This is a genomic window from Succinivibrio dextrinosolvens (genome assembly GCF_900116345.1).
Taxonomy (GTDB): domain Bacteria; phylum Pseudomonadota; class Gammaproteobacteria; order Enterobacterales; family Succinivibrionaceae; genus Succinivibrio; species Succinivibrio dextrinosolvens_B.
In genome coordinates this window covers 1-25,535 of record NZ_FPAH01000022.1, presented here as the reverse complement: position 1 = coordinate 25,535, position 25,535 = coordinate 1, and the positions used below count along the sequence as shown (strand labels likewise).

Here is a 25,535-nt window from a genome sequence, read left to right as displayed (position 1 = left end):
TAGTAACGAGGAAAAACAGTAGATGGCTCGTTTTTTTATTAACCGCCCAATTTTCGCATGGGTGATTGCAATCTGTATTATGCTTGCAGGTATATTCGCAGTTAATACTCTGCCTGTTTCACAGTATCCTACAATTGCACCTCCATCAGTCTCCATCAGGTCATCATATCCAGGTGCTGATGCCCAGACTGTCGAAAGATCAGTAACTCAGATTATCGAACAGAACATGACAGGTCTGGATGGCTACATGTATATGAGCTCATCCTCAGATTCATTCGGTAATTCCAGCATTACTATCACCTTTGAACCAGGTACCGATGCAGATATTGCTCAGGTTCAGGTACAGAACAAGATGCAGCAGACTCAGTCTCAGCTGCCAACCACAGTTCAGCAGAACGGTGTTGATGTTTCAAAATCAACCGATGCCTTCCTGCTGATTGTGTCAATGTCAGCAACAGACAGTGAGCATAACTCAACCGATATTTCAGACTACATGGAAACCAACCTTAAAGAGCCTTTGTCTCGTGTTGACGGTGTAGGTTCTCTGCAGGTTTTCGGTGCCCAGTATGCAATGCGTGTCTGGCTTGATCCTGAAAAGCTAAACAACTTTTCTATTTCCGCTGCTGAAGTTTCCGCTGCAATTCAGGCACAGAATGCTCAGGTTACCTACGGTTCTCTAGGTGGTACTCCTGCTGTTGCCGGTCAGATGTACACTTATACAATCACCGGTCAGAAGAGACTTGAAACTGTTGATCAGTTTGAGAATATTCTGCTAAAGGTAAATCCTGACGGCACCATGGTAAAACTCAAGGATGTCGCCAAGATCGAGCTGGGCTCAGAATCATACAATACCAGTGGTAAATTCAACGGCAAACCTTCATCTGGTCTGGCTATCATGCTCGCATCAGGAGCCAACGCTCTTGAAACCGCTAAGAGAGTCAAGGAAGTTGTAAGCGAAAAGGCTCAGTACTTCCCAGACTGGGTTGAGCTGACTTATCCTTACGACACCACCGAGTTCATTGAAGTGTCTATCAACGAGGTATATCACACCCTGTTTGAAGCTATTCTGCTGGTGGTTCTGGTTATGTATCTGTTTATGCAGAACTTCCGTGCAACTCTGATACCATCTATCACAGTACCGGTTGTGCTTTTAGGTACATTTGCCATCATGCAGGCCTTTGGCTTCTCAATCAATACTCTGACTATGTTCGGTCTGGTACTGGCAATTGGTCTTCTGGTTGACGATGCTATTGTTGTGGTCGAGAACGTTGAGCGTATTCTTCATGAAGAACCAAATCTGACACCAAAACAGGCAACAGTTAAGTCCATGGATGAAATTACCGGTGCTCTAGTAGGTATTGCTCTGGTACTGTCAGCTGTGTTCGTGCCTATGGCCTTCTTCGGTGGTTCTACCGGTATTATTTATCGTCAGTTCTCAATTACCATCGTATCAGCCATGGTGCTGTCTGTATTCATTGCTATCGTGCTGACCCCTGCACTGTGTGCAACCATCCTTCTGCCACCAGGATACAAGCCAGAAAAACGCAACCTGTTTACCTATATTGTTTACAGATTCGACAAGTTCTATGCTCCTGTACGTAAACTGATTGCGATGTGGAACAACTTCTTTGCCTATATTTCCCAGAAATATCAGGATATGGTACTGGTAATTGTTCACAGAATCGGCAGATATCTGGTTTATTACACAATTATCTGTATTGCTCTGGTATTCGGCTTCACCAGAATTCCTACAGCCTTCCTGCCAAGTGAGGATCAGGGTGTGCTGCTGACCATGGTAAGCCTGCCTGCTGGTTCCACCAAGGAAAAGACCGAAGGTGTTCTGAATCAGGTAGCAGAGTACTTCCTGCACGCAGAAACAAAGAATGTTGAAAGTATTCTGACCGTAGCAGGCTTCTCATTTGCAGGACAGGGCCAGAATACCGGTATGGGATTTATCAAGCTTAAGAACTGGTCAGAACGTACTTCACGAGATCAGCATCCTGACATAATTTCAAACCGTGCTCAGATGCCGCTTTTAGGAGGTATTCGTGATGGTCTGGCTTTTGCTTTCAATATTCCAGCAATTCCAGAACTAGGTACAGCTGACGGTTTTGACTTCTATCTAGTTGACGGTGCATCCCAGGGTCATGAGAAACTGACCGAGGCTAGAAATCAGCTTCTTTATGCTGCATCCCAATCAAAACTTTTAACTCAGGTTCGTGCCAACGGTATGGACGATACCCCTCAGCTCAAGATCAAGATTGATTACGAAAAGGGTATGTCCTTAGGTCTGACTGCAGCTCAGATTAACAATACCTTCTCTACTGCATGGGGTTCAGCATATGTTGATAACTTCATGGACAGAAACCGTGTTAAGAAGGTATACGTACAGGGTATCGCAAAGGATCGTATGACCGAGAACGATCTGAAGAAATGGTATGTAAAGAGCAATAACGGCAGCATGGTTCCATTCAGCGCTTTCGTAACCATGGAGTGGACCTACGGTTCTCCACGTCTTGAAAGATTCAACGGTCAGTCTGCAATGGAAATTCAGGGTGCAGCCATACCTGGAGTATCATCAGGTCAGGCAATGAACGAAATGGAGCGTATAGCTAAAGAGGTTCTTCCTCCTGGCTTTGGCATCTCCTGGACAGGCGTTTCCTATCAGGAAAGACTGGCAGGTGCTCAGGGACCTATGCTTTACTTCGTTTCTCTGCTGGTTGTATTCCTGTCACTGGCTGCTCTATATGAAAGCTGGTCAATTCCTTTTGCTGTAATGCTGGTTGTTCCTTTAGGTATTATCGGTGCTATCGCATCTGCAATCCTGACACAGTATATTCCGTTTGTTACATCACTTACCAACGACGTATACTTCCAGGTTGGTCTGCTGACGACTGTAGGTCTGGCCTCTAAGAACGCAATTCTGATTGTTGAGTTCGCAAAGGATCTGTACGACCGTGGTGAAAGACTTACCGAGGCTGTTGTACATGCTGCAAGACTGCGTTTCCGTCCTATCATCATGACCTCTATGGCCTTTATTTTAGGTGTGCTGCCTCTGGCTGTATCCTCAGGAGCAGGTGCTGCAGGACGTAACGAAATCGGTATCTGCGTTATCGGCGGTATGCTGACAGCAACTGTACTTGCTATCTTCTATGTTCCTGTATTCTTCGTGCTGATCATGAGATACTTCACCAAGTATGTTCCTGCCGATGTAAAACAGGAAAAGGCAAAAGTTCATCAGGAGAAACTTGTTTCTGAGATAAACGAAGCTAAAGAAGAAGATTAGTATTTAAGAAAGGGTTCTGTTGAAATGGTCACTGCAAATAGTGACCATTTTTTTTGCTCGAATTAAATATTTCTACTGATGAATCAGAATAGTTACAAGATCGTGGTTGATATCATCCATCAGCGGAGCCATAGCAAATGGACCATGGGACAGACAGTCAACCAGCAGCTCGCGATCATTGGTATTCTCTGAGCCGGTGAATTTCTCAGGAAGCAGATATCCTAGTTTCTGAATATACAGAGCATTGGTCAGATCGCATTCCGGCAGCAGAGCACGGGTTCTGCGGATAGCCTCTGTAAGCTCAAAGGCATTCTCCTTGTTAAGTCCGCCGTGACGGTTGTCCATGCACTCAACAATCTGATCTTTTTTGAAGGAAAGTGCGAAATATCTCTGAGAATTGATTGGGAATGAGTTCATCTGTATCTGATTTACAAGATTAGATGCAATCAGAGCCTCTCCCCACAGACTGTCAATCATCAGGATATAGCTGTCTGAGGTGGTATCAAAAAGCTGGTAGTGATCTCGAATGATTAGAGGAGCTGTAATCATGGAGTTGTTCTCTTCCCCTAGCAGGAAGTCATCCACAATCTCACCTGCCTCAAATAATGGTTCACTGGCATTTAGCGCAAAGCCATGCTCTGAGAGATATTTTCTGAAATAGAAATATGATACGGAATCATTCAGACCATCTGGCGCTGTCAGCTTCTCAGGATCGTTCTTTCCTCTTAAGGCATTTTCAAACAGACATCTGTCTGAAACCTTACCGACAAGAGAATAGGTTGGAAGAATTATAGAATGAGCTTCAAAATACAGACCATCTCGTAGATTTGACTCAAGATCAAGCTGTCTGGTATGAACAAAAGCAGAGAAAAGAGCATGTGCATAGCGCAGAGAATTATTGACTCTGATGTTGGTAAGTCTGGTTACTCTGTGCACTGAGGAGGAGAATAAAAGATAAAGCTTCCTTGAATCAACCTCGACACATTCAAAATCTCTGGCCTTTAATAAGCGGCTTTCGACCCATTTATCACGAAGCTCAGGCAGAACTGCCAGAATATAATGTCTGCCGTCAGCACTTATATAAAGCTGCCAGGTATCAGACTCATCCTCAAGTTCACCGATTACAATACCGGATGCAAGCTTATACTCAGAATCAAAAAATGCATTACTCTCTTCATCTGAAATCATAAACCTGCTTTCATCTACAATAAAACTTGTCATAAAACTATCTCTATATAAAAGAACGTGAGGAAATAATAAAGAAATGACGTTGGATTTACCATGATTAAATTCTCACGCTCAGGAAAAAAATATTACTGTTCACGTACATGATACCTGCATTTGTATAATAATATTTACTTACTGATAATTATTCTTGTTAAGAAGATAACTACAAATCATACGTCCATAACAAGTGCATTTAAACAGAATTTTATCAAACTAATTTTATGCTAATATTCAGAGAGTAAATTCAGAGCGCAACCCAAAATGTAAAAAATTTTAATTCACCATTAAATATTAATTAAAATTATTTTCAAACAAACATTTTCCGTTGCAGGTGATTACTCTTGAGGGATTAAACTAACATTTTGAAAGTTTGGGGATTTTTATGACTTTCGTTGAATCAATCAAAACCTGCTTATTACAGAAATACATTTCAGTTCAGGGAAGAGCCAGCCGTTCTGAGTATTGGTGGTTTGCGCTGTTCAGCTATGTAGTAAACTTTGTCTGCAGCTTTTTACCTTTAATATCTATTGTAGTTTCTCTAGCTCTGATAATTCCAAGCATTACTGTGGCTGTAAGACGCTGTCACGATCTTGGTAAAACCGGCTGGCTAATTCTAGCCCCAGCAGCAGGTATCATTCTCGGTGCCCTGATTATGTGTACCGCAATCTATACCCAGAGCGAAAGCATGCTATCCGCAGGCTCAATAATTCTTATTCTCGGTGCCTTAGGTGGTGTTGCTCTATCTATCTACTTCATCTTCCCTGGCACTCAGGGTGCAAACAAATACGGTGAAGGTCCATATGTATTCACAGAGCAGAAAGCAACTGTTCAGGGCTAATACCTAGTTTAAAGGATCAAAAGGACAGCTCAGACTGTCCTTTTTTGTACCTCAAATATCAAAGAAAATATTGTTTTATATCCTTCATGTAACATTACTTTCTGCATGAGCTATTCTCAAATTCCAAAATAAAGACCAGATATTCCTGTGTGTTATCCAAAAATAATGTAATTTTCGTCACATTTTTCGATTTATCTGCCCAATGGTGCTATAATTAGCCCTTCAAAATTTCCAATAGTAAACCATACTATTGTGATAAGACATAGATTTTTATAGGTACGAGAGCGATCCTCTCTGCCTGAATATTACCTACAGGAAAAACCTGTCTGGAGTTTTCATTATGATTACAATTCAGGAATTAAAACCAGTATTTACCGCTGAACAGATTCAGAAGAGAGTTAAAGAACTAGGCGAACAGATCACCCGCGACTATGAAGGAAAGGACTTCATCTGTGTCGGGGTTCTGAGCGGTGCAGTTATCTTCTTCTCAGATCTGCTGAAGAACATTGATTCCACCAGAGTTTCACTTGATTTCATGCGCGTATCATCATACGGCAGCGCAACCGAGACCTCTGGAGTTGTAAAGATTATTGAAGACGTTAAATTCAATATGGCAGGCAAGAATGTTCTTATCATCGAAGATCTGATTGATTCAGGTCTGACTATGAAGAGAGTCAAGGAAGTATTCATTGAGCGTGGAGCCAAGTCAGTCAAGCTTTGTGCTCTTATCAACAAGAAAGAGCGCCGTGAGGTTGATGTTGATATCGATTACTACGGTTTTGAGCTGGATAAGGGCTTTATTCTGGGTTACGGCATGGATTTTGACGGCAGATACCGTAATCTTCCAGCAGTTTACGAAGCAGTTATCAAAGAAGAGTAATTTTCAACAATTTCTGCTTAAAACAGGCTTTTTTCTGTAAAAAATCATCAGAAAAGAGCTTTTTTTGTATAAAAAACACAAATATTATTAAGAATTCCAATCTCAGACTTTTCCAATCTTATTTCTCCAAAGAATTAGAAATTCAGTAAGTGAAATACAGTGATTTTCACCTTTTTTATCAAAAACCAAGTTTTTTCATCAAAGATGATAAAGGTTAGCAAAAAGTCTTTTTTATTTTAAATGTAAAAAATATAATTTCTGTGTTGGTTATTTTTAGATTTCGGAAGATTTATGAAAGAAGTAGCACTCTTTTATGGAACTTATACTGGTGTAACCGGAGAGGTTGCCCAGAAAATTGTTAATGAGCTAGGTCCTGATAAGGTTGATATTTTCAATATCAGCAAAGACGGCGATAAGATGGAAAACTATAAGAAGCTCATTATCGGAACTTCAACCTGGAGTATTGGCGAACTTCAGGAAGACTGGAATGATTTTATGCCTAAGCTGCAGAAGATGGATTTTACCGGTAAGACAGTAGCCCTCTTCGGTACCGGAGATCAGGTTGGCTATCCTGATACCTTCCTTGACGGTATGGGAATGCTTTATGAGACCTTCCAGTACAGAGGTGCAAACTTCATTGGATACTGGCCAACTGTAGGCTATGACTTTACCAGTCCTCTACCTCTACTGGATCATGATCATTTTGTGGGACTGGCAATCGATGAAGACAATCAGCCAGAGCTGACAGACGAACGCATCAAAGAATGGTGCAGTCAGATTAAACCTCAATTGGGTTTATAACAGCAGAGAGGCTAGCCAATTAAAGGTTAGCCTTTTTTGTTATTGAAAATACTCTCCGCTTTATCCTCAAAAAATAAATACTGTACTTTGCGCACTCACCTATAAAAGTGATATTATTACTTTGCGCACTCCCCCATATTTCAACATATTTTACTCTGCGCATAGCTGACAGGATAACAGAATTATGGAAATAAAAAGAAGTATATACAATAAGATAGCAGATTGGAAAAATGAAGCAAAAGGAACAAAGGCTCTTCTTATTGAGGGCGCAAGACGAATCGGTAAATCTACCGTAGCAAAAGAATTTGCAAAGAATGAGTATAAATCGTATATCCTCATTGATTTTAATAAAGCAGGTAAGAATGTTAAAGAGGCCTTTGATTCTCTTGAAAATCTAGATGTTTTTTTTCAGACTCTAACACTTGAATATAATACGAGACTTTATCCAAGAGAATCTCTGATAATATTTGATGAAATACAGAAATTTCCAAAAGCAAGAGAAGCAATTAAGTATTTGGTGGCTGATGGAAGATACGATTACATAGAAACAGGTTCGCTAATTTCAATAAAAGAAAACGTTCAAAATATTACTATTCCTTCAGAAGAACGTAAGCTACAGATGTATCCAGTGAATTTTGAAGAATTCATGGTTTACATGAGTGAAGAAATTCTACTTGATTACATAAGAGAGTGTTTTGAAAAAGGACAACCTCTTGATAGGCAGATGCATAATAAAGCTATGCGTCTTTTTATGGAGTATATGCTGGTAGGTGGAATGCCTCAGGCTCTTGTTGCCTATAAAAAGAATGACAGAGATTTCCATGCAGCAGATGTGGAGAAAAGAGATATTCTCTCACTTTACGAGGATGACATTAAAAAATCTGCAAAAAGGTACCAGTCTAAAGTATCAGCAATTTTTGATAACATACCTGGCTTCCTATCTACACATGAGAAAAGAGTTGTATTAAGTGAAGTCGATAAAAAAGGATCTTTTGACAGATATGATGAACCATTGTTCTGGCTTGGAGATTCGATGATCTGCAACCTTTGTTATAAATGTAATGATCCTAACGTAGGACTTGCCTTGAATAAAAATGATTCATACGTCAAATGCTACATGGGTGATACAGGTTTACTTGTTAGCCATGCATTCAGTGAAAATGAAATTACAGATGAACAGCTTTATAAACAGATAATGGATGGAAAATTGTCCCTAAATCAGGGAATGCTTTATGAAAACTTAATCTCGCAAATAATTACAGCATCAGGACGTAAACTGTATTTTTATACCAGATACAGTGAGGAAAAACACAGAAATGATATAGAAATAGACTTTATCATTTCAAATGAAAGCAAGACTAAATTCAAGATTACACCTATAGAAGTAAAATCTTCAAAAAATTACACGACAACATCACTTTCGACATTTAAAGAAATCTTCAAGAAAAGAATTGATAAGCAGATAATAATACATCCAAAGAATTACTCAGAAGCAGATGGCGTGATTAAGATACCTCCATATATGATGTACCTTATTTGAGTTCTTTATCAGGCTGCAGAGAAACATCATGTAAATTCATATAATTCGATGCAGCTTTATTAAACGAATTGATCCATTTGCAATCAGGGACTGCACTACTTTCTTATCTTTATCTGTTTTTTATGCACCAAAACATAGCAAAATCACATAAACGTTTTTTTTAACAGCCTAAAAAACTACAATAAATCCCAATAATTCAAACTATTGTTATTTTGCTTAATAAAATAACACTTTATTTTATGTCCGATAAAACCTTATAATTGAGCGCTTTATCAGACATGATAATAAGTATTATTTTTCAACTTTAGGTAAGACTATGACTTCTACAAAACGTGTAGGCTTTTCATCTAAATTAGGTGGACTGCTAGCCGCTGCCGGTTCTGCTATCGGTTTAGGTAACATCTGGCGTTTTCCTACCCAGTGTGGTGAAAACGGAGGTTCAGCCTTTTTACTAGTGTATTTCCTGATTATTATTTCATTCGGAATTCCACTTCTAATTGCAGAATTTTCAATTGGTCGTCATTCAAGAGCTAACGTAGGTAATGCCTATAGCGTTCTAGCTCCAAATTCTTTCTGGAAATTCGTAGGTATCGGTTCTGTTGCTGTGGCAACAATTATTCTGTGCTACTACAACGTGGTTGTAGGATGGGTTCTATATTATGCATGGGATTCTGTAACCGGAACCTTTAATGATTTAGCTGCACTTCAGGCAACTGCTGAGGCAGGTAAAGACGTATTCACAGATCATTTCGTTGGCTTTATCACCAATCCTTGGAAGCCAATTCTAACTCTGTTCATTGTTCTTGCAATCATTCACGGTATTATCGTCTGCGGTGTTCAGAAAGGTATTGAGAGATCATCAAAGCTTTTGGTTCCAGCACTGTTCATTATCATGGTTATGCTGGTAATCTTTGCTGCAACTATGCCTGGTGCAGAAGATGCCTATGCATTCCTGTTCAAGCCTGATTTTGAGGCTATCAAGAATCCAGACGTATGGCTGGCTGCATTAGGACAGTGTTTCTACTCATTCTCATTAGGTATGGGTATTGTTACCTATGCTTCATACTTCAGATCAGAAGTTAATCTGACCCGTACAGCTCTGTCTGTAGCAGGTCTTGATACTCTGGTTGCTTTAATGGCAGGTCTGATCATCTTCCCTGCAGTATTCTCTGTTGCAGGTGTTGAGCCATCAGCAGGAGCAGGTCTGGTATTTATTTCATTACCAAACGTATTCCACAGTGCACTGCACACCATGCCTTTCTTCAACTGGATTATTCCATCAGCTTTCTATCTGATTCTGCTGGTTGCAGCTATCACTTCATGTATCTTCCTACACGAAGTAGGTACTGCTTTCATTGCTGAAAGAGCTAATATGTCAAGACGTGCCGCAGCATTAGTTGTTACCATTGGTACCTTTGTTATCGGTGTAGCAGCTTCGCTGTCATACGGCCCATGGGATGTTAAGGTATTCTTCGGAATGAACTTCTTTGACTTCCTTGACTTCTTCACAGCTCAGATCATCCTGCCTCTGACCGGCTTAGGTGCATCACTGTTCGTAGGCTACAGAATGCAGAGATCACAGCTTATTCAGGAACTTACCTCAAACGGTGCCTTCAAGTTCACTCTTGTTGGTCCATTCCTGATTCTGCTGAAGTATATTATTCCATTACTGATTATCTTCATCATGGTAACTCAGCTATTCGGAATCAAGTTCGGCTAATCCTTTCTAAGTACTCCGCAGAATCCCTGCGGAGTATTCATATTCTCCGCTCAAAATCTCTATTAAACAGTTGATAGTCCCCCTAACAGTCTTGAGACAGACAATTTAGTTTTTACATGAATCTATTACTTGCATAGATTATTCTTAGTTTATAAATGGACCTCTAGCTTATTATTGAAAGATCAATAAGTTCATAGGCCTGTTATCAAATCAATTTCTGAAGATAATCAGGCCAAACTTTGATTACTCTTCTTTTAAATACACAGAAGCGTACATGGCAGGAAGAACAAGCAGAGTTAGGATAGTAGCAAAGAGCAGACCAAAGGCCATAGCAGTTGCCATAGGCCCCCATAGAGCATTTGTTGCCAGAGGAATCATAGCAAGAATTGCAGCCATAGCTGTCAGCATAATTGGTCTTAAACGGCTGATAGAGGCACTGACCAGAGAATCGTAAACACTCATGCCCTCTTTGATGTGCTTTTCAATCTGATCGATAAGTATCACTGAGTTTCTGATAATAATACCGAACAGGGCCAGCAGACCTAATATAACGACAAAGCCGACCGGTCTTCCGGTTAATCCAAGACCGATAGTTACACCGATAATGCCCAGTGGTGCCGTAAGCAGAGTAATTACTACCTTCTTGATACTCTGAAGTTCAAACATCAGAATAACCAGAATTATGATAGCCATTACCGGAGCTGGCTTCAGGAAGGAGGCTGTATTCTTCTGGCTATCCTCAAGCCCGCCATCCAGCTCTATGCTGTAACCGCGAGGAAGTGAGTTTCTGAACTCCTTAAGATCATTGTATATCTGAGCAGTTACATCATCACCGCTAAGTCCGTCTTTAACCTCCGCACAGATTTTTACTGCAGGCAGACGATCACGACGAAGAATATTGGCCTCCTCTACTCCTGCCTCAAGGTCAGCAACAGAACCTAAAGTCAGTTTCTTCCCGTCAGGAAGCTCAATCGGCATATCTTCCAAGGTCTGATAGATATCAGCATTCTCAGACTTAAGCCTGAAGATAATAGGAATGGTTACATCCTTATCCTGTATAGAGCTGATGATTTCTCCTGAGGTTAGAAGTTTCACCTGTGAAGCGATAGAACCTGAGGTTAGACCTAACTGTTTTAATTTAAGATTCTGAGTTCTGGTATCAAGGCTTATCATCTCCTCTCCACCTTTCTTCCTGATGTTCTTCAGGCTATCGTAGGTGTACATGATCTTCTCAACCTTGGAGGTGATGTCTCTTACCTTGTTTAGATCAGGGCCCTGGATCCTGAAGGTCACAGCATATTCTGTTGGAGAACCGGTAACTATCAACATGGTATGACCAATTACCTCAGGGAACTTCTCGGCAATAAGAGTCTTTACTTCCTTCTCTAACTTAGTTCTCTCCTCAATTCCCTTTGCCACCATAATGAATTCAGCCATATTTGGTTTGGCATTGGCAGGAGAGAAAGTCAGCACAAAACGAGGATTGCCCTGGCCTATGGTATAGGAATAATATTCAAGATTATCGCTTTCTTTAATTTCCTTTGCAAAACGGCCTGCGATTTCTTCACTGTTCTTATAGGAGGCTCCGGCAGGCAGTTCCATTCTTAATACCAGCTCAGGATGAGAGGAGGCAGGGAAGAACTCAGTTCGCAGCTGTGTAAAGCCATAGGCACACAGAACAAACACAATAAAGACCGAAAGAAGCACAGGCTTTCTTTTTTCAATGCAGAATGTCAGTAGCTTTTTATAATTAGCTCTGAAACGAAGAATAAAGGCAGCAACCGGACTTTCCTTTTTCTCTGAGATGGTGCCGATAAGATGATATGCAAAAAGCGGAGTAGCAAGACCTGCTACCAGCCAGGAGACAATCAGCGCAATAGTTATGACATAGAACAGAGAGCAGCAGAACTCTGAGGCGGAACCTTCAGCAAGAGCAACCGGAATAAAGCCTGCACAGGTGATGAGTGTTCCTGTCAGCATCGGAACAGCTGTTTCACTGAAGGCAACCACAGCAGACTCAACCTTTCCTAGGCCTTCACTTAGTTTTACGATAATCATTTCAATTACAATCATCGCATCATCTACCAGAAGTCCAAGTCCAATTATAAGACCTCCCAGTGATACACTCTGAAGATCAATTCCCAGATAGTACATAATACTGAAGGTAATGGCCAGAACCAGGGGAATACACAGAGCAACAACGAGGCCTGCGTGAGTTCCAAGACTGAAGATACTTACGCCAAAAATGATAATAAGAGCTTCCACCAGACAGCGGACAAAGCTGAATATGGCATTATCAACATTCTTTGCCTGATCTGCTACCTTGTGGAGTTCCATTCCGGCAGGCAAGGAATCATTACACTCTTTTATGACCTTTGAAAGCTTCTCGCCAAATTCAATGATATTTTCGCCAGATACCATTGAAACAGCGATACCAATGGCAGGCTCACCATTGTAGAAAAAGGCGTTTTCTCCTGTTTCCACATAGGTGTTTCTTACCTTTAGAAGGTCTGCAAGTCTTATTACTTTTCCATTCTTATTAATAGGAAGTAAGGAGAGCTCATCCTCTGATTTGAAATTGTTGTTTACTCTCAGAGGGATCATATCGGTAGAACCGGATATGATTCCTGAATCAGTTACAGTGTTCTCACTCTGAATCAGCTTTCTGATCTCTGAAACACTGACATCTGATTTCTGCATCACGTAAGGATCAGCATCAGCGTAGATACACTGAGTCTTAGTACCTAAAAGCATTACCTTTTTGGTCTGCTTGAGGTTAAGAATCGAAGCTTTGATATTCTCAGCCTCATCCTTAAGATCTCTCATGGTATAGCCTTCATCGGCAGTCAGAGCGTAAATCATGCCGTAAACATCATCAAAATGATCATTTACCTGAGGAGTTTTTACACTGGATGGCAGATTAGGTGTTTCGGAAATCACCAGATTACGAGCATCAGTCCACAGACGGCGGATATCATCCTTACTTACTGAATCCTTTAGATTTACGTAAATAATGCTCTGATTTGGCATAGAGTAGCTTTCAAGATGATCAAGATTCTCCAGATCCTGAAGTCTTTTCTCAAGAACATCTGTAACCTGCTCTTCCACCTGCTTGGCTGTAGATCCCGGCCACTGGGTATAAATCACCATCTGTCTTATGGTGTAGTCAGGATCTTCCATACGGCCTAGGGACAGATAGGAGAAAATGCCGGATACGACTAAAAGAAAGGAAAAGAAATAAACAAGAGCCTTATGTGAAAGGCTCCATCCTGCAAGGTTCAGACGCATTACATGATCTCCACAAGCTGACCATCATGCAGTCTGTTAGCACCTGCGATTACAATAACCTCACCGGTATTCAGACCGGATTTGATCTCAACCTTGCTATCCTGCAGGCGTCCTAAAGATACCTTTCTGAAGATAGCCTTATTGTTTTCAACAGCATAGACACCACTTTCGCCGTTTATGGCGGTTACAGCACTGCGTGGAATAAAGCTGCTGTTATCAGAACCTGCAGTCGACAAAGCAACTCTTACAGTCATTCCAAGCTTAAGCGTGCTTTTATCCTCAAATGAGGCTTTAACCTTAAAGGTATGAGTCTTTTCATCTGCAATTGGTGAAATCTCAAAGATTCGACCTTCAATCTCGTCAGAGCTGTAGTTTGAGGAAATCTTAACCGCATCACCGGCTTTAATCTTTGATACGGTCTGTTCAGGAACATTGAACTGGGCCTGCAGATTGGAATGTACAGCCATGGTAAGAACAGTGGTGCCTGTGTTTACAACCTGACCGGGATCGGCATGAGTCTGAATGATAATTCCATCCTTATCAGCCTTAAGTTCAGCATAGTTAAGCTGGTTTCTGCACTCCTCATAATTGGCATTGGCCTGTTCTAAAGAGGATAAAGCTGACTTATATTCATGCTGGGTCTGATCGTATGCAAGCTTGCTTACAGCACCTGCGCTTAACAGCTTCTTATAACGTTCAAGATTCTTCTTTGCCAGCTCCAAAGCTGATTTTGCGTGCTTAACCTGAGCTGATGAATTTCTGAGACTCTGCTCCAGATCTTTCTTATCCAGAGTAATCAGTACCTGTCCCTTAGTTACACGATCACCGACTTCCACATGTCGCTCTAAGATTTTGCCTGCAACCTGGAAGGATAATGGGGTTTCGAACTGACTATGAATTTCACCGGCAAATAGCTGAGAAGAAGACAGCATATCCGAGGATACAGTCATGGTCTTTACTCTCAAAGGCTGTGGCTGTGCCTGAATCTGTTCTCTGCTTATACCTAGATTGCAGATCGCAACAACCGCAAATAGCACGGTTGCAGCAAATCCGTACAGGTACTGCTTACGTGAAAATTTCATTGAAAATCCCTTAATACCCTAATTTTTCTTAAAAAATTCTGCTGTAAAATCAGGATGATAATTTATAGCTAAAAATTAATGAACACCTGTTTATTAGAAGTATATAAACTATATATAAGGCGTCAATTCATCGAACATGAGATCTGTCTGATAATAAACAATTATTAAACATGTGTTCATTATCTTTTTTAACTCTGAACAAGGCCATGGCATAAGGACTCAAGAAATGAAAGAAGATTTACGATTCAAAAAAACAGAACTTGCCATAAGAGAGAGCTTCTTCCATCTGCTTAAGAACAAGAAATCCAGTGAAATTACAGTTGCAGAAATCTCAAGACATGCCCTTTTAGGCAGAGGTACCTTCTACCAGCACTACAGGAGCATTGATGATCTGGTAAAAGCTATTGAAGATGAAACCATAGCCAATATGGCTGAAATCTATGATCAGAATGCTCAGGACAAGAAAGTTGAGAATGTAAGCTGTCTTATCGTTTATCTGATTGATTATTTTGAAAAAAACAAGGATAACATCCTGCTTTTAATCAAAAATTCCAATGGTGAATTCACCTCCCGTGCTGTAAATATCTTTGTTAGAAAATACATCAGCTGTGAATATAAGGAAGAGCAGGAGAAACTTATAAGACAGGATCTTATTGAAGGCACTTTTGCCATCTGCGGCTTTATCGGTGTTATCAACCGCTGGATGAGCGGAGAGATTCCTTTTAAGAAAAAAGAGCTGATAGAGCTTTTAAACAACGTTTTGTACAAGATTTACAAATAAAAAACTCCGGCTTTATTAGAGCCGGAGCATTACGTTATTAAAAAGAGTTTTGGAAATTATTTAGCTGAACGAGCAGCTGCGTCCTGGATTGATAGCTTAGCTGCAGCAGCCTTTAAGCCTTCCATGTCTAGCTTAGACATTTCAACGAACTCTTCAGCGGTATATGGTAGCTTCTCTACGAAATACTTCTCGTACTCAGCATAATCAGCTGGAGAAGATACATATAGGTATGGGAAGTTAACATCTTCAAACTTGCCCTCGAAATCCTTGTAGTTGCCCTTGATTGCGTTGTAGGTCATCATGAAGGCAAATAGAGGATCGCAGTAGTGACCGCCTGACTGACCAGCCATTGAGCCATTCTTTAATCTCTCACCTAAATCAGGTAGGAAGTCGGTTGAAACGATCTGGATCTTGCCGGTCTTGCCTGCACGCTCAACAGCAGCAATAGCACCCTGTAATGGGTCACCGCCACCACCAGCTGGGATTAGAGCATCTAGCTTAGGATTTGCAGCCATTAAAGCTTCAGCAGCCTTTGAACCACCTTCTGAAGTGGTACCTGCGTACTGTGGATCTGATAGAACAGCCTTATCATTTGGATGATCCTTGTTCCACTTCTCTACGCCAGCCTTGTAACCAGCCCAGCGGCCTAACCAGGTAGCGTCACCCTGCTCCCAGCCAATCAGACCGATGTTACGGCAGCCTTTGTCTAATAGGATGCCTACTAACTTCTCACCATTCTCTGGCTCGTTCTCGTGAACAGCACCGATGTAGTAAGGTGATTTCTCTGCCATCTTGTAGATAGCTGGGCTTGCATCCTTAGAAATAATACGGAAGAACTGAGTTAAATATACTTCGTTGTCATTTGCAGTCTTGATTGCAGAAGTCATTTCAGTATCTGAAGAATTACAGATAATGATACCCTGACAGCCTGCTGCGGCTAACTGCTCTACTGAAGAAGTAACCTTCTCTGATACGTGAGCCTGGTCGATATACTGAACCTGAACGCCTAGTGCGCTTGCAGCAGCATCTAGAACCTTCTTACAGCATGAACCTAGAACGTCAGTTGATGACCAGATGGAAACACCGATCTTGATGTCCTTGTTTTCAATTGCATTTGCAGTGGTGCTGAAAGATGCAATTGTAGTAGCAACAGCTGCGCAAGCAATTGCTTTTGCAAATTTTTTCATAGTAAATTTCATATATTTATCCTTCAATGTTTGATTGGCAACGTAATTATGGTTGCACGTAATGAAGAGAAAACTCTCGTTCGTTACATGTGTAAATAATACAAATTTTTTTATCGTAAACGTGTGCGGAGATCACAAAATCAGAAAACTATTTTTTAATATGTGCCTGTCATTTATAACTTCTCTTTTATTTTCAGTTAGTTAACATTTTTATTCAAAGTTTACATTTGTGTATTTTTTTAATCTCCTCAAAAGTTTAACGAAAAGCTTTGTAAATTTTTTTAGTAATAGCAAGGACTTGCGCATTTACCGGTCAGACAATATGAAACTTCTTTACATACATAGGAAGAATAAAGGTTCTTAACCATCTGTAACTTAAAATTTTTTTGAAAGTTTTTGTGATTTGATTCATAAAAATGACCAAATTTAATTAAAATTTGTGCGTATTCATATATTATCGTAACCGTTTACGTGATTTTAAATCAAAATTCGTATACATTTAAATTAACTCAAATGCACAAATGTGCATGGATACAACAAATGGCTTGTGCCTTAGACTAAAAACAAACCCATGTCAGGTTTTACCTCACATGCAAAAAAGGAATCAACATCATGACTGGAATAAAAAATCTCTCCGGTGCAACTAAAGGTTACATAGTTTTAGTAGCACTGGTATTTCTATCCTGGGCTATATTCAAAGTTTTAACTCCAGACAACTTCGGAGCACCAGACAATCTTCTAAACTACTTTCAGGCAAGTTTGATTGCCACAGTTGGTGCCATCGGATTCTATTTCGTGATGGATATGGGTCTGTTCGACTTTTCTATCGGTGCTAACATCATCCTGTCAGCAGTTGTAGGCTGCCAGCTGGCAACCCACTTCCAGATGGGCTACACCGGACTGATTGGCGGCGCAATTATTACCGGCGCTTTAGTTGGTCTTGTAAACGGTGTTCTATATGTAAAGTTGCGTATCCCTTCAATGATTGTTACCGCAGGTCTTGCTCTTATATATGAGTCAGTTGCCAACTATATGGCAGGTGGCGTAGTTCAGACTCTTCCTTCATCACTACGTGCTTTCGGTTCAATGCCAGGCAACATCATTCTTGCAGTTATCACCTTCATCATTGCATACGGTATTCTGAACTACACCAAGTTCGGTACCTACACCTACGCAATCGGTTCTGACGAGTTCGTAGCCAAGAACATGGGTATCAACGTTGACAAGTTCAAGGTTTACGCATTCATTCTATCAGGCGCATTCTTCGGTGCCATGGCTGTTCTAACCATCAGCTACGGTTCATCAATGGTTGCAGCCACCGGCATGTCATCAATGGCACGTAACTTCGTTCCAACAATGGGATGCTTCTTCGGTCTTGCATTCATGAAGTACGGAATTCCTCTTCAGGCTATTATCCTGGGTGAGTTCATCGTTAACATCATCTTCTTCGGCTTCATTTCACTTGGTGCTCCAACAGCTATTCAGGACGTTATCACAGGTCTTGCTCTGCTGGTAATCATCACATTAACCACCAAGGTATCTAAGGGCGAAATCGTTAAGTAATAAGGATAAGAAAAATGAGCGAAGTAAGATTACAGGTTAGAAACATTACCAAACATTTCGGTATCAACAGAGCACTTAACAACGTATCTTTTGATATCAACAAAGGCGAAGTACACGCACTTATCGGCGAAAACGGTTCTGGTAAATCAACCATGACCAACATGTTAACCGGTATCTACCCAATGGAAAGCGGTACCTTTACCCTGGACGGTGAGGATATCCATCCAAAGAATCAGGTAGATGCAAACAACAGAGGCGTATCCATCATTGTTCAGGAGTTAGGAACTCTGTCTGGTCTGACCGTTGCTGAGAACATCTTTTTAGGTCATGAGGAAAGATTCATCACTTACGGTTTCAGAAATACTCCAGCAATGAACGCAGAGGCAAACCGTCTGTTAAAAGAATACGGATTTGACTTCATCAAGGCAGACGATCTTGTAGACAACTACAATTTCGAGGAAAGAAAGCTGATCGAAATCGTAAAGGCAACCTACTTCAATCCAAAGATTGTAGTTATCGATGAGACCACTACCGCACTGTCTCAGGAAGGTCGTGAAGAGCTTTACAAGCACATGAACCGTATCCGTGAGCAGGGTAATACAGTTATCTTCATCTCCCACGACTTACCAGAAATTCTGGCCAAGTCTGACACCATCACCATTCTCCGTGACGGTGAGTACATCGACACTGTAAAGAGTAAGGATGTAACAGAAGATGATCTGAAGAAGCTGATGGTAGGCCGTGAGGTTACCGGTGACTACTACCGTTCAGACTACGGTGAGAAGGTTAGCGATGAGGTTGTACTTTCAGTTAAGAACGTAACAGTTCCTGGACTGATCCAGAATGTAAGCTTCGATCTTCACAAAGGTGAAATTCTTGGCTTCGGTGGTCTGTCCGAGTCCGGTATGCACGAAATCGGCAAGGCAATCTTCGGTGCAAGTTTTGACAGAGAAGGTTCTGTAGTACTTGCAGACGGCACTCAGATTAACGATATTCCAACAGCAATTTCTCACTCTATCGCATACACCTCAAAGGATAGAGATAATGAGTCTGTTGTTCTGAATCAGAGTATCCGCGACAACATCGCCCTGCCTTCACTGAATGAATTATCAAACAATGCCGGTATTCTTAACTGGGGCAAGATTAAGAAATTTGCAATCGACTATGCAAAGGAAATGTCTGTAAAGATGGTAAATACCGATCAGTTTGTATCTGAACTGTCTGGCGGTAACAAGCAGAAGGTTGTTCTGGCTCGCTGGATTGGTAAGGGTTCAGACATCGTGGTACTCGATTCCCCAACCCGTGGTATCGATATCAAGGTTAAGCAGGATATTTACCAGCTGATGGACCGCATGAGAAAACAGGGTAAGTCAATCATCATGATCTCTGAGGAGCTGATGGAGCTTATCGGTATGTGCGACCGCATCATTATTATGAAGGACGGTGCACTGAAGGGTGAGCTGCCACGTTCCCGCGAACTGAATGAAAACAGCCTGATCTCAATGATGGTTTAACGGAGAAATAATAAAAATGACAGACATTGCAAACAATACTTCTTTAGATATTGGTTTAAGGAGCCAGACCATGTCAGACACACTAGGAAATAAAGACCAGAATAATAATAAAAAAGATCTGGAACAGAAAAAACTTCGCAGAATGAGAATGATTCGTTCTCTGCTGCCTATCGTTGGACTTGTTTTAGTATTCTTCCTGTTCAACTTCCTGACCGATGGCAAAATGATGCACAAGCTGCCATTAGCTATGTCTCAGGTATACGTAATCATGATTGCTTCAATGGGCGTGTTCTTCATCATGACCATGGGCGGTCTGGACTTCTCACAGGGTTCAATTCTGGGCTTATCCGCAATTGTGGTCTGCTCTCTGTCTCAGTACAGCATTTCGCTTGCAATCATCGGAGGTATTCTGACCGGTGCTGCTATCGGTGCAATCAACGGATATTTCTACGTTAACCGTAAAATAAAATCCTTCATTGTAACAATCTGTACCATGTTCCTGTTCAGAGGCTTAATCAAGTATCTGACCACTGAGGCACCTGTTGCAGGTTCTTTCGAACTGATTGAGTTGGACAGCACCGCACTTAAGGTTGGCTGTACCGCAGCAGTAGTTGCAGTTGGTTTCGTATTCTTCTGCTTCACCAAGTTCGGAACCTACCTGAAGGCTATCGGTGCAGGTGAAAAGGCAGCTAAGTTCTCAGGTATCCGTACCGACAGAATCAAGTTCCTGGTTTATGTATTATCAGGTGCAATCACCGGTTTCGCAGCATTCATTCTATCCATCAAGAACGGTTCTGTTACCTCTTCAGGCGGTAACCAGTTAGAGACCCAGATCCTTATCGCTCTGGTTTTAGGCGGTATGCCAATCTCTGGTGGTGCTATGGCAAGATTCGGTAACTTCATCGTAGGTTCACTGCTGTTCGTAGTTCTGAACTCAGGTCTGAACATGATCGGCTTCAGCATCCCAATGATGCAGTTAATCGAAGGTATCGTATTCTTAATCTTCGTAGCAATCTTTGCTGACAGAAAAGCAATTCACGTTATCAAGTAGCAGTTCCCCCGCATTCTATGCGGGGTGTTTTTTGAAACTATAACAATATTTTTAATCAAATTCATTTAAGGATAAACATCAATTATGGCTAAGTTATATTTTGTTGTTGGCTCACAGGATCTATACGGTGAGGAGTGCTTAAAGCAGGTTGCAGCAGATGCAGCAAGAATGACTGAGTTCTTTAACAAGAAACTTCAGGGCGTTAAGGTTGAGCTGCTTCCAACTGTTATCAATTCAGAGACCTGTATTGAGGACATGCGAAAGGTAAGCACTGACGAGGACTGTATCGGTGTTATGACCTGGATGCACACCTTCTCACCTGCAAAAATGTGGATTAAGGGTTTACAGGAGCTGCGCAAGCCTCTGATTCACCTGCACACTCAGGCAAATGAGAAGCTTCCATACGACGAAATTGACATGGACTTCATGAACCTGAATCAGGCAGCTCACGGTGACCGTGAGTACGGATTTATTCTTGCACGTCTGCGTATACCACACCAGGTTGTTGCTGGCTACTATGAGCATCAGGACGTAATTGACAGAATTTCAAGATTCGTTGATGTTGCACGTGCAATCAATTTCTCAAGACACCTTAAGGTTGCTTCATTCGGTAACAACATGCGTGAAGTAGCAGTTACCGACGGAGATCGTGTTGAGTCACAGATCCGTTACGGCTGGGAGTGCAACTACTTTGCTCTGGGTGATCTGGTTAAGGAAATCAATGCAGTTTCAGAAGCTGAAATTGATACCAAGATGAATGAGTACACCTCCAAGTACACCATGAAGACCACCAACATTGAAGCTGTTCGTGAACAGGCTCGCTATGAGGTTGGTTTAGAGAAGTTCCTGTCAGCAAGAAAGCTAGGCGCATTTGCTGATACTTTCCAGGATCTGCATGGTCTAAAGCAGCTTCCAGGTATTGCAGCTCAGAATCTGATGGGCAAGGGTATCGGCTTTGGTCCAGAGGGTGACTACAAGATTTCAGCTCTGTCAGCTGTTCTTATGAACATGGCTGAGGGCCGTAAGGGTGCAACCGGCTTCATCGAGGATTACACCTACGATTTAACCGAGGGCAAAGAGCTTGAGCTTGCATCTCACATGCTAGAGGTTCCTGTAACCTTTGCAGCTACCAAGCCAGAGATTGATGTTCTTCCATTAGGCATCGGTGGCAAGGAAGATCCTGCACGTCTGATCTTCGACGGTGTTGAGGGTGACGGTATTCAGGTAACTCTGGTTGATATGGGCACTCACTTCAGAATTATCTGTGCTGATATCGAGCTTGTAAAACAGCCTAAGCCAATGCCTAAGCTGCCAGTTGCAAGAATCATGTACCGTCACAAGCCAAACTTCCGTATCGGTACTGCAGGCTGGTGCTATGCAGGTGGTGCTCACCACAGCGTTGTATCAACTGCTCTAACCCGTGAGGATATTGCTCTGTTCGCCAAGTTAACCGGTACTGAGCTAATCTGCATTGGTGAGGATACCACTGAGGCAGATCTTGAGAAGATGGCAACTCAGTACTACAAATAGTTTCTAGTTTTAAGTCTTTATGATTTTTTGCCTGCAGTCCATGGCTCACGGCTGTAGGCTTTTTTTTGCTCCAAAACTACCCGCCTTAGTGACCTACTTCAAAAATAATTTTAAGAAAATAATCCAAGTGTGAGTAACCTATCAGATGTTATACACAAAAACTTATGTTTCTTGACTAAATATCCTCTTAATTTTAATTTTGACAACGGATGTATGTTTTATTAAACGTCCGAAAAACGTCGTTTTTTAACATATCTGAAACTTTTTTTAGGTTTTTATTACGTTTTTACAGATACATAGGAGCTCATATGAAGTTTCGTTTCGTTGCAACCTGCATTGCTGCATGTATGTTTTCTCTAAGTGCCGCAAATGCTGCTTCAGTAACCCTTAAACTAGGTCATATCGCAGAACCATCAAACCCATACGGCATGGGCGCAGATCATTTTGCAGAACTTGTTAAGAACTATTCAAACGGAGATATTGAGGTTCAGGTATTCCCATCATCACAGTTAGGTAACCAGCGTGACCTTGTAGAAGGTTTAACTCTTGGCACTGTTGAAATGACTCTGACCGGTACCGCTGTATTAGGAAACTTTGCTCCAGAAGTTTCAGTATTCGATCTTCCATTCCTATTCAGAGACACAGACCACGCTTATAAGGCACTGGATACCATCGGTATGGATCTGTGCAAGAAATATGTTGAGCCAAAAGGCATGATCACTCTTGCTATCTGGGAAAACGGTATCCGTCACATGACCAACAACAAGCGTCCAATCAAGACACCAAAAGACATGGAAGGTCTGAAGGTTCGTGTTATGGAACAGCCTGTTTATATCGAACTTATGAAGGCTTTAAAGGCAAGCCCTACCCCAATGGCTATGAGTGAGCTTTACACCGCACTTCAGAAAGGCGTTATCGACGGTCAGGAAAACCCATTAAGCCAGATTGCTACCAAGCATTTCTACGAAGTTCAGAAGTATGTATCTCTAACAGCTCATACTTATGCTCCTGAGGTTGTTCTAATCAGCAAGTTTGCATGGGACGGACTGAATGATTCACAGAAGGAAATCATTTCCAAGGCCGCAATGGAAACAAAAGACTGGCAGCGTCAGCTATGCCGTGATCTTGAGGACAAGTTCGCCAAGACCATCGTGGAAGGTGGAGCTCAGATCAACAATGACGTTGATAAGCAGGCTTTCATCGATGCAACCAAGAGTGTCTGGGAGCTATATACCAAGAAATTCGGTAACGAAACCGTCGATGCAATCGTAAACGTAAAATAAAAACCTACTTCCTCGCCTTCGGGCGAGGATTTTTTAAACAGAATTCAAGGATGATTTTATGCTAGCTTTATTTCAGGCATTAGAAAAATTCCTCAAGCTTCTGGTTACATTCGCAAACGGACTGATGCTGATTCTGGTTTTTGCTCAGGTTATCACCAGATATGTGTTCAGCTGGACTCCTGCCTGGGGTGAAGAGCTGGCACGCTATCTTTTCGTTTGGGTTGTTTTCCTTTCAATGCCTCTTGTAGCCAGCTACGGCGGACATATGTGTATTGAAACCCTGACCAGTCGTGTTAAAGGAGCAACACTTAAGTTCCTGAATATTGTCGCCGACATATTCTCTATAACTTTCCTGGGGATCATGGTGTACTACGGTTGCATCATGGTTGGAAGAACCAGTTTCCAAACCTCACCTGCCATGCAGATCCCAATGTCATATGTATATGTGGTAATTCCATTTGGCTGTGCAGTTATGCTTATCTATGTCATCTTAAATCTGCTGAAGGTTCTCAAAACACCTGCTTCAGAGATTAAGCCAAAGGGCAGTGAATAGTATAGGAGCTTAGGAAAATATGGTTCTTTTAATCGTTTTAGTATCCTTTGCAGTAATCCTGGCTACCGGTGCATCTATCGGTGTAGGTCTGGGACTTGCTTCTGCAGCAGGATTATTCTTCGGCGAACATATGCCTCCGCTTCTGGTTATTGTGCAGCGTATGTTCACATCAGTAGACTCCTTCTCGTTCATGGCAGTGCCTTTCTTCATGCTGGCAGGTGCATTCATGTCTGACGGTGGTGTTACCAAGAGAATCGTTGATTTCTCAATGTCTCTGGTAGGTTCACTATCAGGCGGTCTGGCTCTGGTGGTATCTGTTGCTGGTATGTTCTTTGCTGCCCTATCAGGATCATCTGCAGCAACTACCGCAGCAATCGGTGCATCAATGATCGATGAGATGGAGAGACGTGGTTATCCTCGTGCCTTTGCAGCTGCTGTCGTGGCGGCCGGCGGTACGGTAGGTATTATTATTCCTCCTTCAATCACCATGGTTGTTTACGGCTCTATCGCCAACGTATCTGTTGCCGATCTGTTCATGGCAGGTTTTGCTCCTGGTATTCTGATGGGTATAACCATGTGTATCGTTTCCTGGTTCATTTCCAAAAAGAACGGATACAGCGGAGAAGGCAATTTCTCAATTGTTAAGGTGGCAAAATCCTTCAAAGAGTGTTTCTGGGCTCTGATGATGCCGGTTATTATCTTAGGCGGTATCTATCTTGGTCTGTTCACTCCAACCGAGGCTGCCGCTGTCGCTGCTGTTTACGGTGCAGTTGTAGGACTGTTCATTTATAAGGAGCTTAAGTGGAGTGATCTTCCAAAGACGCTTCTAAGTGCAGCTTACAATACCACCATGATTATGTTCGTGGTTGGTGCCGCTAACCTGTTCGGCTGGATTCTGACCAATGCACATGTGCCACACATGCTGGCAGAGTTCTTCGCAAGCGTAACTGACAATAAGTTCGTCTTCCTGATGATGATTAACGTGCTGTTACTGATTATCGGTACTCTGGTTAACGCTTCAGCAGCTGTGGTTATTCTGACCCCAATTCTGCTTCCTGTAGCAGTCGGCATGGGAATCGATCCTATGTTCTTCGGTGTGCTGATGGTTGTTAACCTGGCTATCGGCTGCGTAACTCCACCAGTAGGACTGGATCTGTTCGTGGTATCTTCAATTACAGGTATCTCTGTAGATAAGGTAACAGCTAAGATTCTGCCTTATCTGGCCATGTTCATTGTCGATTTACTCGTTCTGACATATTTCCCATCAATCATCACATTCGTACCGGATATGATGCATTAATGGAAATTCTTCTCATGAGGCTGACTAAAAAGTATGTCAGCCTCTTTCATTTTTCAAACATAGAATTTTGTTATTTCTAGGGAATTGAAATTTTCAAATACGATTTTGTTG

At 41.7% G+C, this 25,535-nt stretch carries 18 protein-coding genes; 14 read left to right on the top strand and 4 right to left on the bottom strand.

The genetic code is table 11. The features are described 5' to 3' along the window. The first annotated feature begins 22 nt into the window (after positions 1-22). The gene (locus BM308_RS07990) at positions 23-3,286 is read left to right on the top strand and encodes an efflux RND transporter permease subunit (protein ID WP_074944361.1); all 3,264 of its coding nucleotides are present in this window, start codon (positions 23-25) and stop codon (positions 3,284-3,286) included. A 72-nt stretch (positions 3,287-3,358) separates the two neighbouring features. Here BM308_RS07990 and BM308_RS07985 read toward each other — a convergent pair whose 3' ends face one another. Continuing rightward, positions 3,359-4,507, bottom strand: a complete 1,149-nt coding sequence (locus BM308_RS07985) for a hypothetical protein (protein WP_074944359.1) — start codon at positions 4,505-4,507, stop codon at positions 3,359-3,361. A gap of 388 nt (positions 4,508-4,895) precedes the next feature. Between BM308_RS07985 and BM308_RS07980 the strand changes: the two genes are divergently transcribed. The 5 genes from BM308_RS07980 to BM308_RS07960 all read left to right on the top strand — a co-directional run bounded on the left by BM308_RS07980 (position 4,896) and on the right by BM308_RS07960 (position 10,292). Continuing rightward, the gene (locus BM308_RS07980; protein ID WP_074944356.1) at positions 4,896-5,351 is read left to right on the top strand and encodes a DUF805 domain-containing protein; all 456 of its coding nucleotides are present in this window, start codon (positions 4,896-4,898) and stop codon (positions 5,349-5,351) included. 340 nt (positions 5,352-5,691) lie between these two features. Further along, positions 5,692-6,231: a hypoxanthine phosphoribosyltransferase gene (hpt, locus tag BM308_RS07975; RefSeq protein WP_074944354.1), complete on the top strand. Its 540-nt coding sequence runs from the start codon at positions 5,692-5,694 to the stop codon at positions 6,229-6,231. Between the two features lie 291 nt (positions 6,232-6,522). Then, on the top strand, positions 6,523-7,032 hold the full coding sequence (locus BM308_RS07970) for a flavodoxin (protein WP_074944352.1): 510 nt from the start codon (positions 6,523-6,525) through the stop codon (positions 7,030-7,032). 184 nt (positions 7,033-7,216) lie between these two features. Next, positions 7,217-8,572: an ATP-binding protein gene (locus BM308_RS07965; protein WP_074944350.1), complete on the top strand. Its 1,356-nt coding sequence runs from the start codon at positions 7,217-7,219 to the stop codon at positions 8,570-8,572. Between the two features lie 316 nt (positions 8,573-8,888). After that, the gene (locus tag BM308_RS07960) at positions 8,889-10,292 is read left to right on the top strand and encodes a sodium-dependent transporter (protein ID WP_074944349.1); all 1,404 of its coding nucleotides are present in this window, start codon (positions 8,889-8,891) and stop codon (positions 10,290-10,292) included. Positions 10,293-10,535: 243 nt separating this feature from the next. On the opposite strand, the gene BM308_RS07955 is transcribed toward BM308_RS07960, so the two are convergent. Together BM308_RS07955 and BM308_RS07950 are read right to left on the bottom strand one after the other, a co-directional pair. Further along, positions 10,536-13,580, bottom strand: a complete 3,045-nt coding sequence (locus tag BM308_RS07955; protein WP_074944347.1) for an efflux RND transporter permease subunit — start codon at positions 13,578-13,580, stop codon at positions 10,536-10,538. Beyond that, positions 13,580-14,662 (bottom strand): efflux RND transporter periplasmic adaptor subunit, encoded by a 1,083-nt coding sequence (locus tag BM308_RS07950; protein WP_074944346.1) that lies wholly within the window; start codon positions 14,660-14,662, stop codon positions 13,580-13,582. The genes BM308_RS07955 and BM308_RS07950 overlap by 1 nt, the downstream gene beginning before the upstream one ends. 226 nt (positions 14,663-14,888) lie before the next feature. On the opposite strand from BM308_RS07950, the gene BM308_RS07945 reads away from it, so the two are divergent. After that, complete coding sequence (locus BM308_RS07945) at positions 14,889-15,443, top strand: TetR/AcrR family transcriptional regulator (RefSeq protein ID WP_074944344.1); 555 nt, start codon at positions 14,889-14,891, stop codon at positions 15,441-15,443. 56 nt (positions 15,444-15,499) lie between these two features. Here the strand turns inward: BM308_RS07945 and BM308_RS07940 are convergent, their stop codons facing one another. Then, complete coding sequence (locus BM308_RS07940) at positions 15,500-16,642, bottom strand: sugar ABC transporter substrate-binding protein (RefSeq protein ID WP_306705852.1); 1,143 nt, start codon at positions 16,640-16,642, stop codon at positions 15,500-15,502. 600 nt (positions 16,643-17,242) lie between these two features. Between BM308_RS07940 and BM308_RS07935 the strand changes: the two genes are divergently transcribed. The 7 genes from BM308_RS07935 to BM308_RS07905 all read left to right on the top strand — a co-directional run bounded on the left by BM308_RS07935 (position 17,243) and on the right by BM308_RS07905 (position 25,424). After that, positions 17,243-18,193 (top strand): ABC transporter permease, encoded by a 951-nt coding sequence (locus tag BM308_RS07935; RefSeq protein ID WP_074944342.1) that lies wholly within the window; start codon positions 17,243-17,245, stop codon positions 18,191-18,193. Between the two features lie 14 nt (positions 18,194-18,207). Then, complete coding sequence (locus BM308_RS07930; protein ID WP_074944340.1) at positions 18,208-19,707, top strand: sugar ABC transporter ATP-binding protein; 1,500 nt, start codon at positions 18,208-18,210, stop codon at positions 19,705-19,707. A 70-nt stretch (positions 19,708-19,777) separates the two neighbouring features. Continuing rightward, a complete protein-coding gene (locus tag BM308_RS07925; RefSeq protein ID WP_083425503.1) occupies positions 19,778-20,758 on the top strand; it encodes an ABC transporter permease in 981 nt (326 codons plus the stop codon). Between the two features lie 84 nt (positions 20,759-20,842). Continuing rightward, positions 20,843-22,288, top strand: coding sequence for an L-arabinose isomerase (gene araA / locus BM308_RS07920; protein WP_074944338.1), 1,446 nt, complete (start codon positions 20,843-20,845; stop codon positions 22,286-22,288). A 308-nt stretch (positions 22,289-22,596) separates the two neighbouring features. Further along, complete coding sequence (locus BM308_RS07915) at positions 22,597-23,571, top strand: TRAP transporter substrate-binding protein (RefSeq protein WP_074944336.1); 975 nt, start codon at positions 22,597-22,599, stop codon at positions 23,569-23,571. Positions 23,572-23,629: 58 nt separating this feature from the next. Then, complete coding sequence (locus tag BM308_RS07910; protein WP_074944334.1) at positions 23,630-24,124, top strand: TRAP transporter small permease; 495 nt, start codon at positions 23,630-23,632, stop codon at positions 24,122-24,124. Between the two features lie 19 nt (positions 24,125-24,143). Then, positions 24,144-25,424: a TRAP transporter large permease gene (locus BM308_RS07905; RefSeq protein ID WP_074944332.1), complete on the top strand. Its 1,281-nt coding sequence runs from the start codon at positions 24,144-24,146 to the stop codon at positions 25,422-25,424. Positions 25,425-25,535 lie beyond the last annotated feature (111 nt).

Excerpts from the sequence above, each read along its gene's own strand:
- BM308_RS07935 (WP_074944342.1), top strand. The coding sequence starts at position 17,243 with ATGACTGGAATAAAAAATCTCTCCGGTGCAACTAAAGGTTACATAGTT.
- BM308_RS07915 (WP_074944336.1), top strand. The coding sequence starts at position 22,597 with ATGAAGTTTCGTTTCGTTGCAACCTGCATTGCTGCATGTATGTTTTCT.
- BM308_RS07985 (WP_074944359.1), bottom strand. The coding sequence starts at position 4,507 with ATGACAAGTTTTATTGTAGATGAAAGCAGGTTTATGATTTCAGATGAA.
- BM308_RS07990 (WP_074944361.1), top strand. The coding sequence starts at position 23 with ATGGCTCGTTTTTTTATTAACCGCCCAATTTTCGCATGGGTGATTGCA.
- BM308_RS07945 (WP_074944344.1), top strand. The coding sequence starts at position 14,889 with ATGAAAGAAGATTTACGATTCAAAAAAACAGAACTTGCCATAAGAGAG.
- hpt (WP_074944354.1), top strand. The coding sequence starts at position 5,692 with ATGATTACAATTCAGGAATTAAAACCAGTATTTACCGCTGAACAGATT.
- araA (WP_074944338.1), top strand. The coding sequence starts at position 20,843 with ATGGCTAAGTTATATTTTGTTGTTGGCTCACAGGATCTATACGGTGAG.
- BM308_RS07955 (WP_074944347.1), bottom strand. The coding sequence starts at position 13,580 with ATGCGTCTGAACCTTGCAGGATGGAGCCTTTCACATAAGGCTCTTGTT.
- BM308_RS07905 (WP_074944332.1), top strand. The coding sequence starts at position 24,144 with ATGGTTCTTTTAATCGTTTTAGTATCCTTTGCAGTAATCCTGGCTACC.
- BM308_RS07940 (WP_306705852.1), bottom strand. The coding sequence starts at position 16,642 with ATGAAATTTACTATGAAAAAATTTGCAAAAGCAATTGCTTGCGCAGCT.
- BM308_RS07960 (WP_074944349.1), top strand. The coding sequence starts at position 8,889 with ATGACTTCTACAAAACGTGTAGGCTTTTCATCTAAATTAGGTGGACTG.
- BM308_RS07950 (WP_074944346.1), bottom strand. The coding sequence starts at position 14,662 with ATGAAATTTTCACGTAAGCAGTACCTGTACGGATTTGCTGCAACCGTG.
- BM308_RS07970 (WP_074944352.1), top strand. The coding sequence starts at position 6,523 with ATGAAAGAAGTAGCACTCTTTTATGGAACTTATACTGGTGTAACCGGA.
- BM308_RS07965 (WP_074944350.1), top strand. The coding sequence starts at position 7,217 with ATGGAAATAAAAAGAAGTATATACAATAAGATAGCAGATTGGAAAAAT.
- BM308_RS07925 (WP_083425503.1), top strand. The coding sequence starts at position 19,778 with ATGTCAGACACACTAGGAAATAAAGACCAGAATAATAATAAAAAAGAT.
- BM308_RS07910 (WP_074944334.1), top strand. The coding sequence starts at position 23,630 with ATGCTAGCTTTATTTCAGGCATTAGAAAAATTCCTCAAGCTTCTGGTT.
- BM308_RS07980 (WP_074944356.1), top strand. The coding sequence starts at position 4,896 with ATGACTTTCGTTGAATCAATCAAAACCTGCTTATTACAGAAATACATT.
- BM308_RS07930 (WP_074944340.1), top strand. The coding sequence starts at position 18,208 with ATGAGCGAAGTAAGATTACAGGTTAGAAACATTACCAAACATTTCGGT.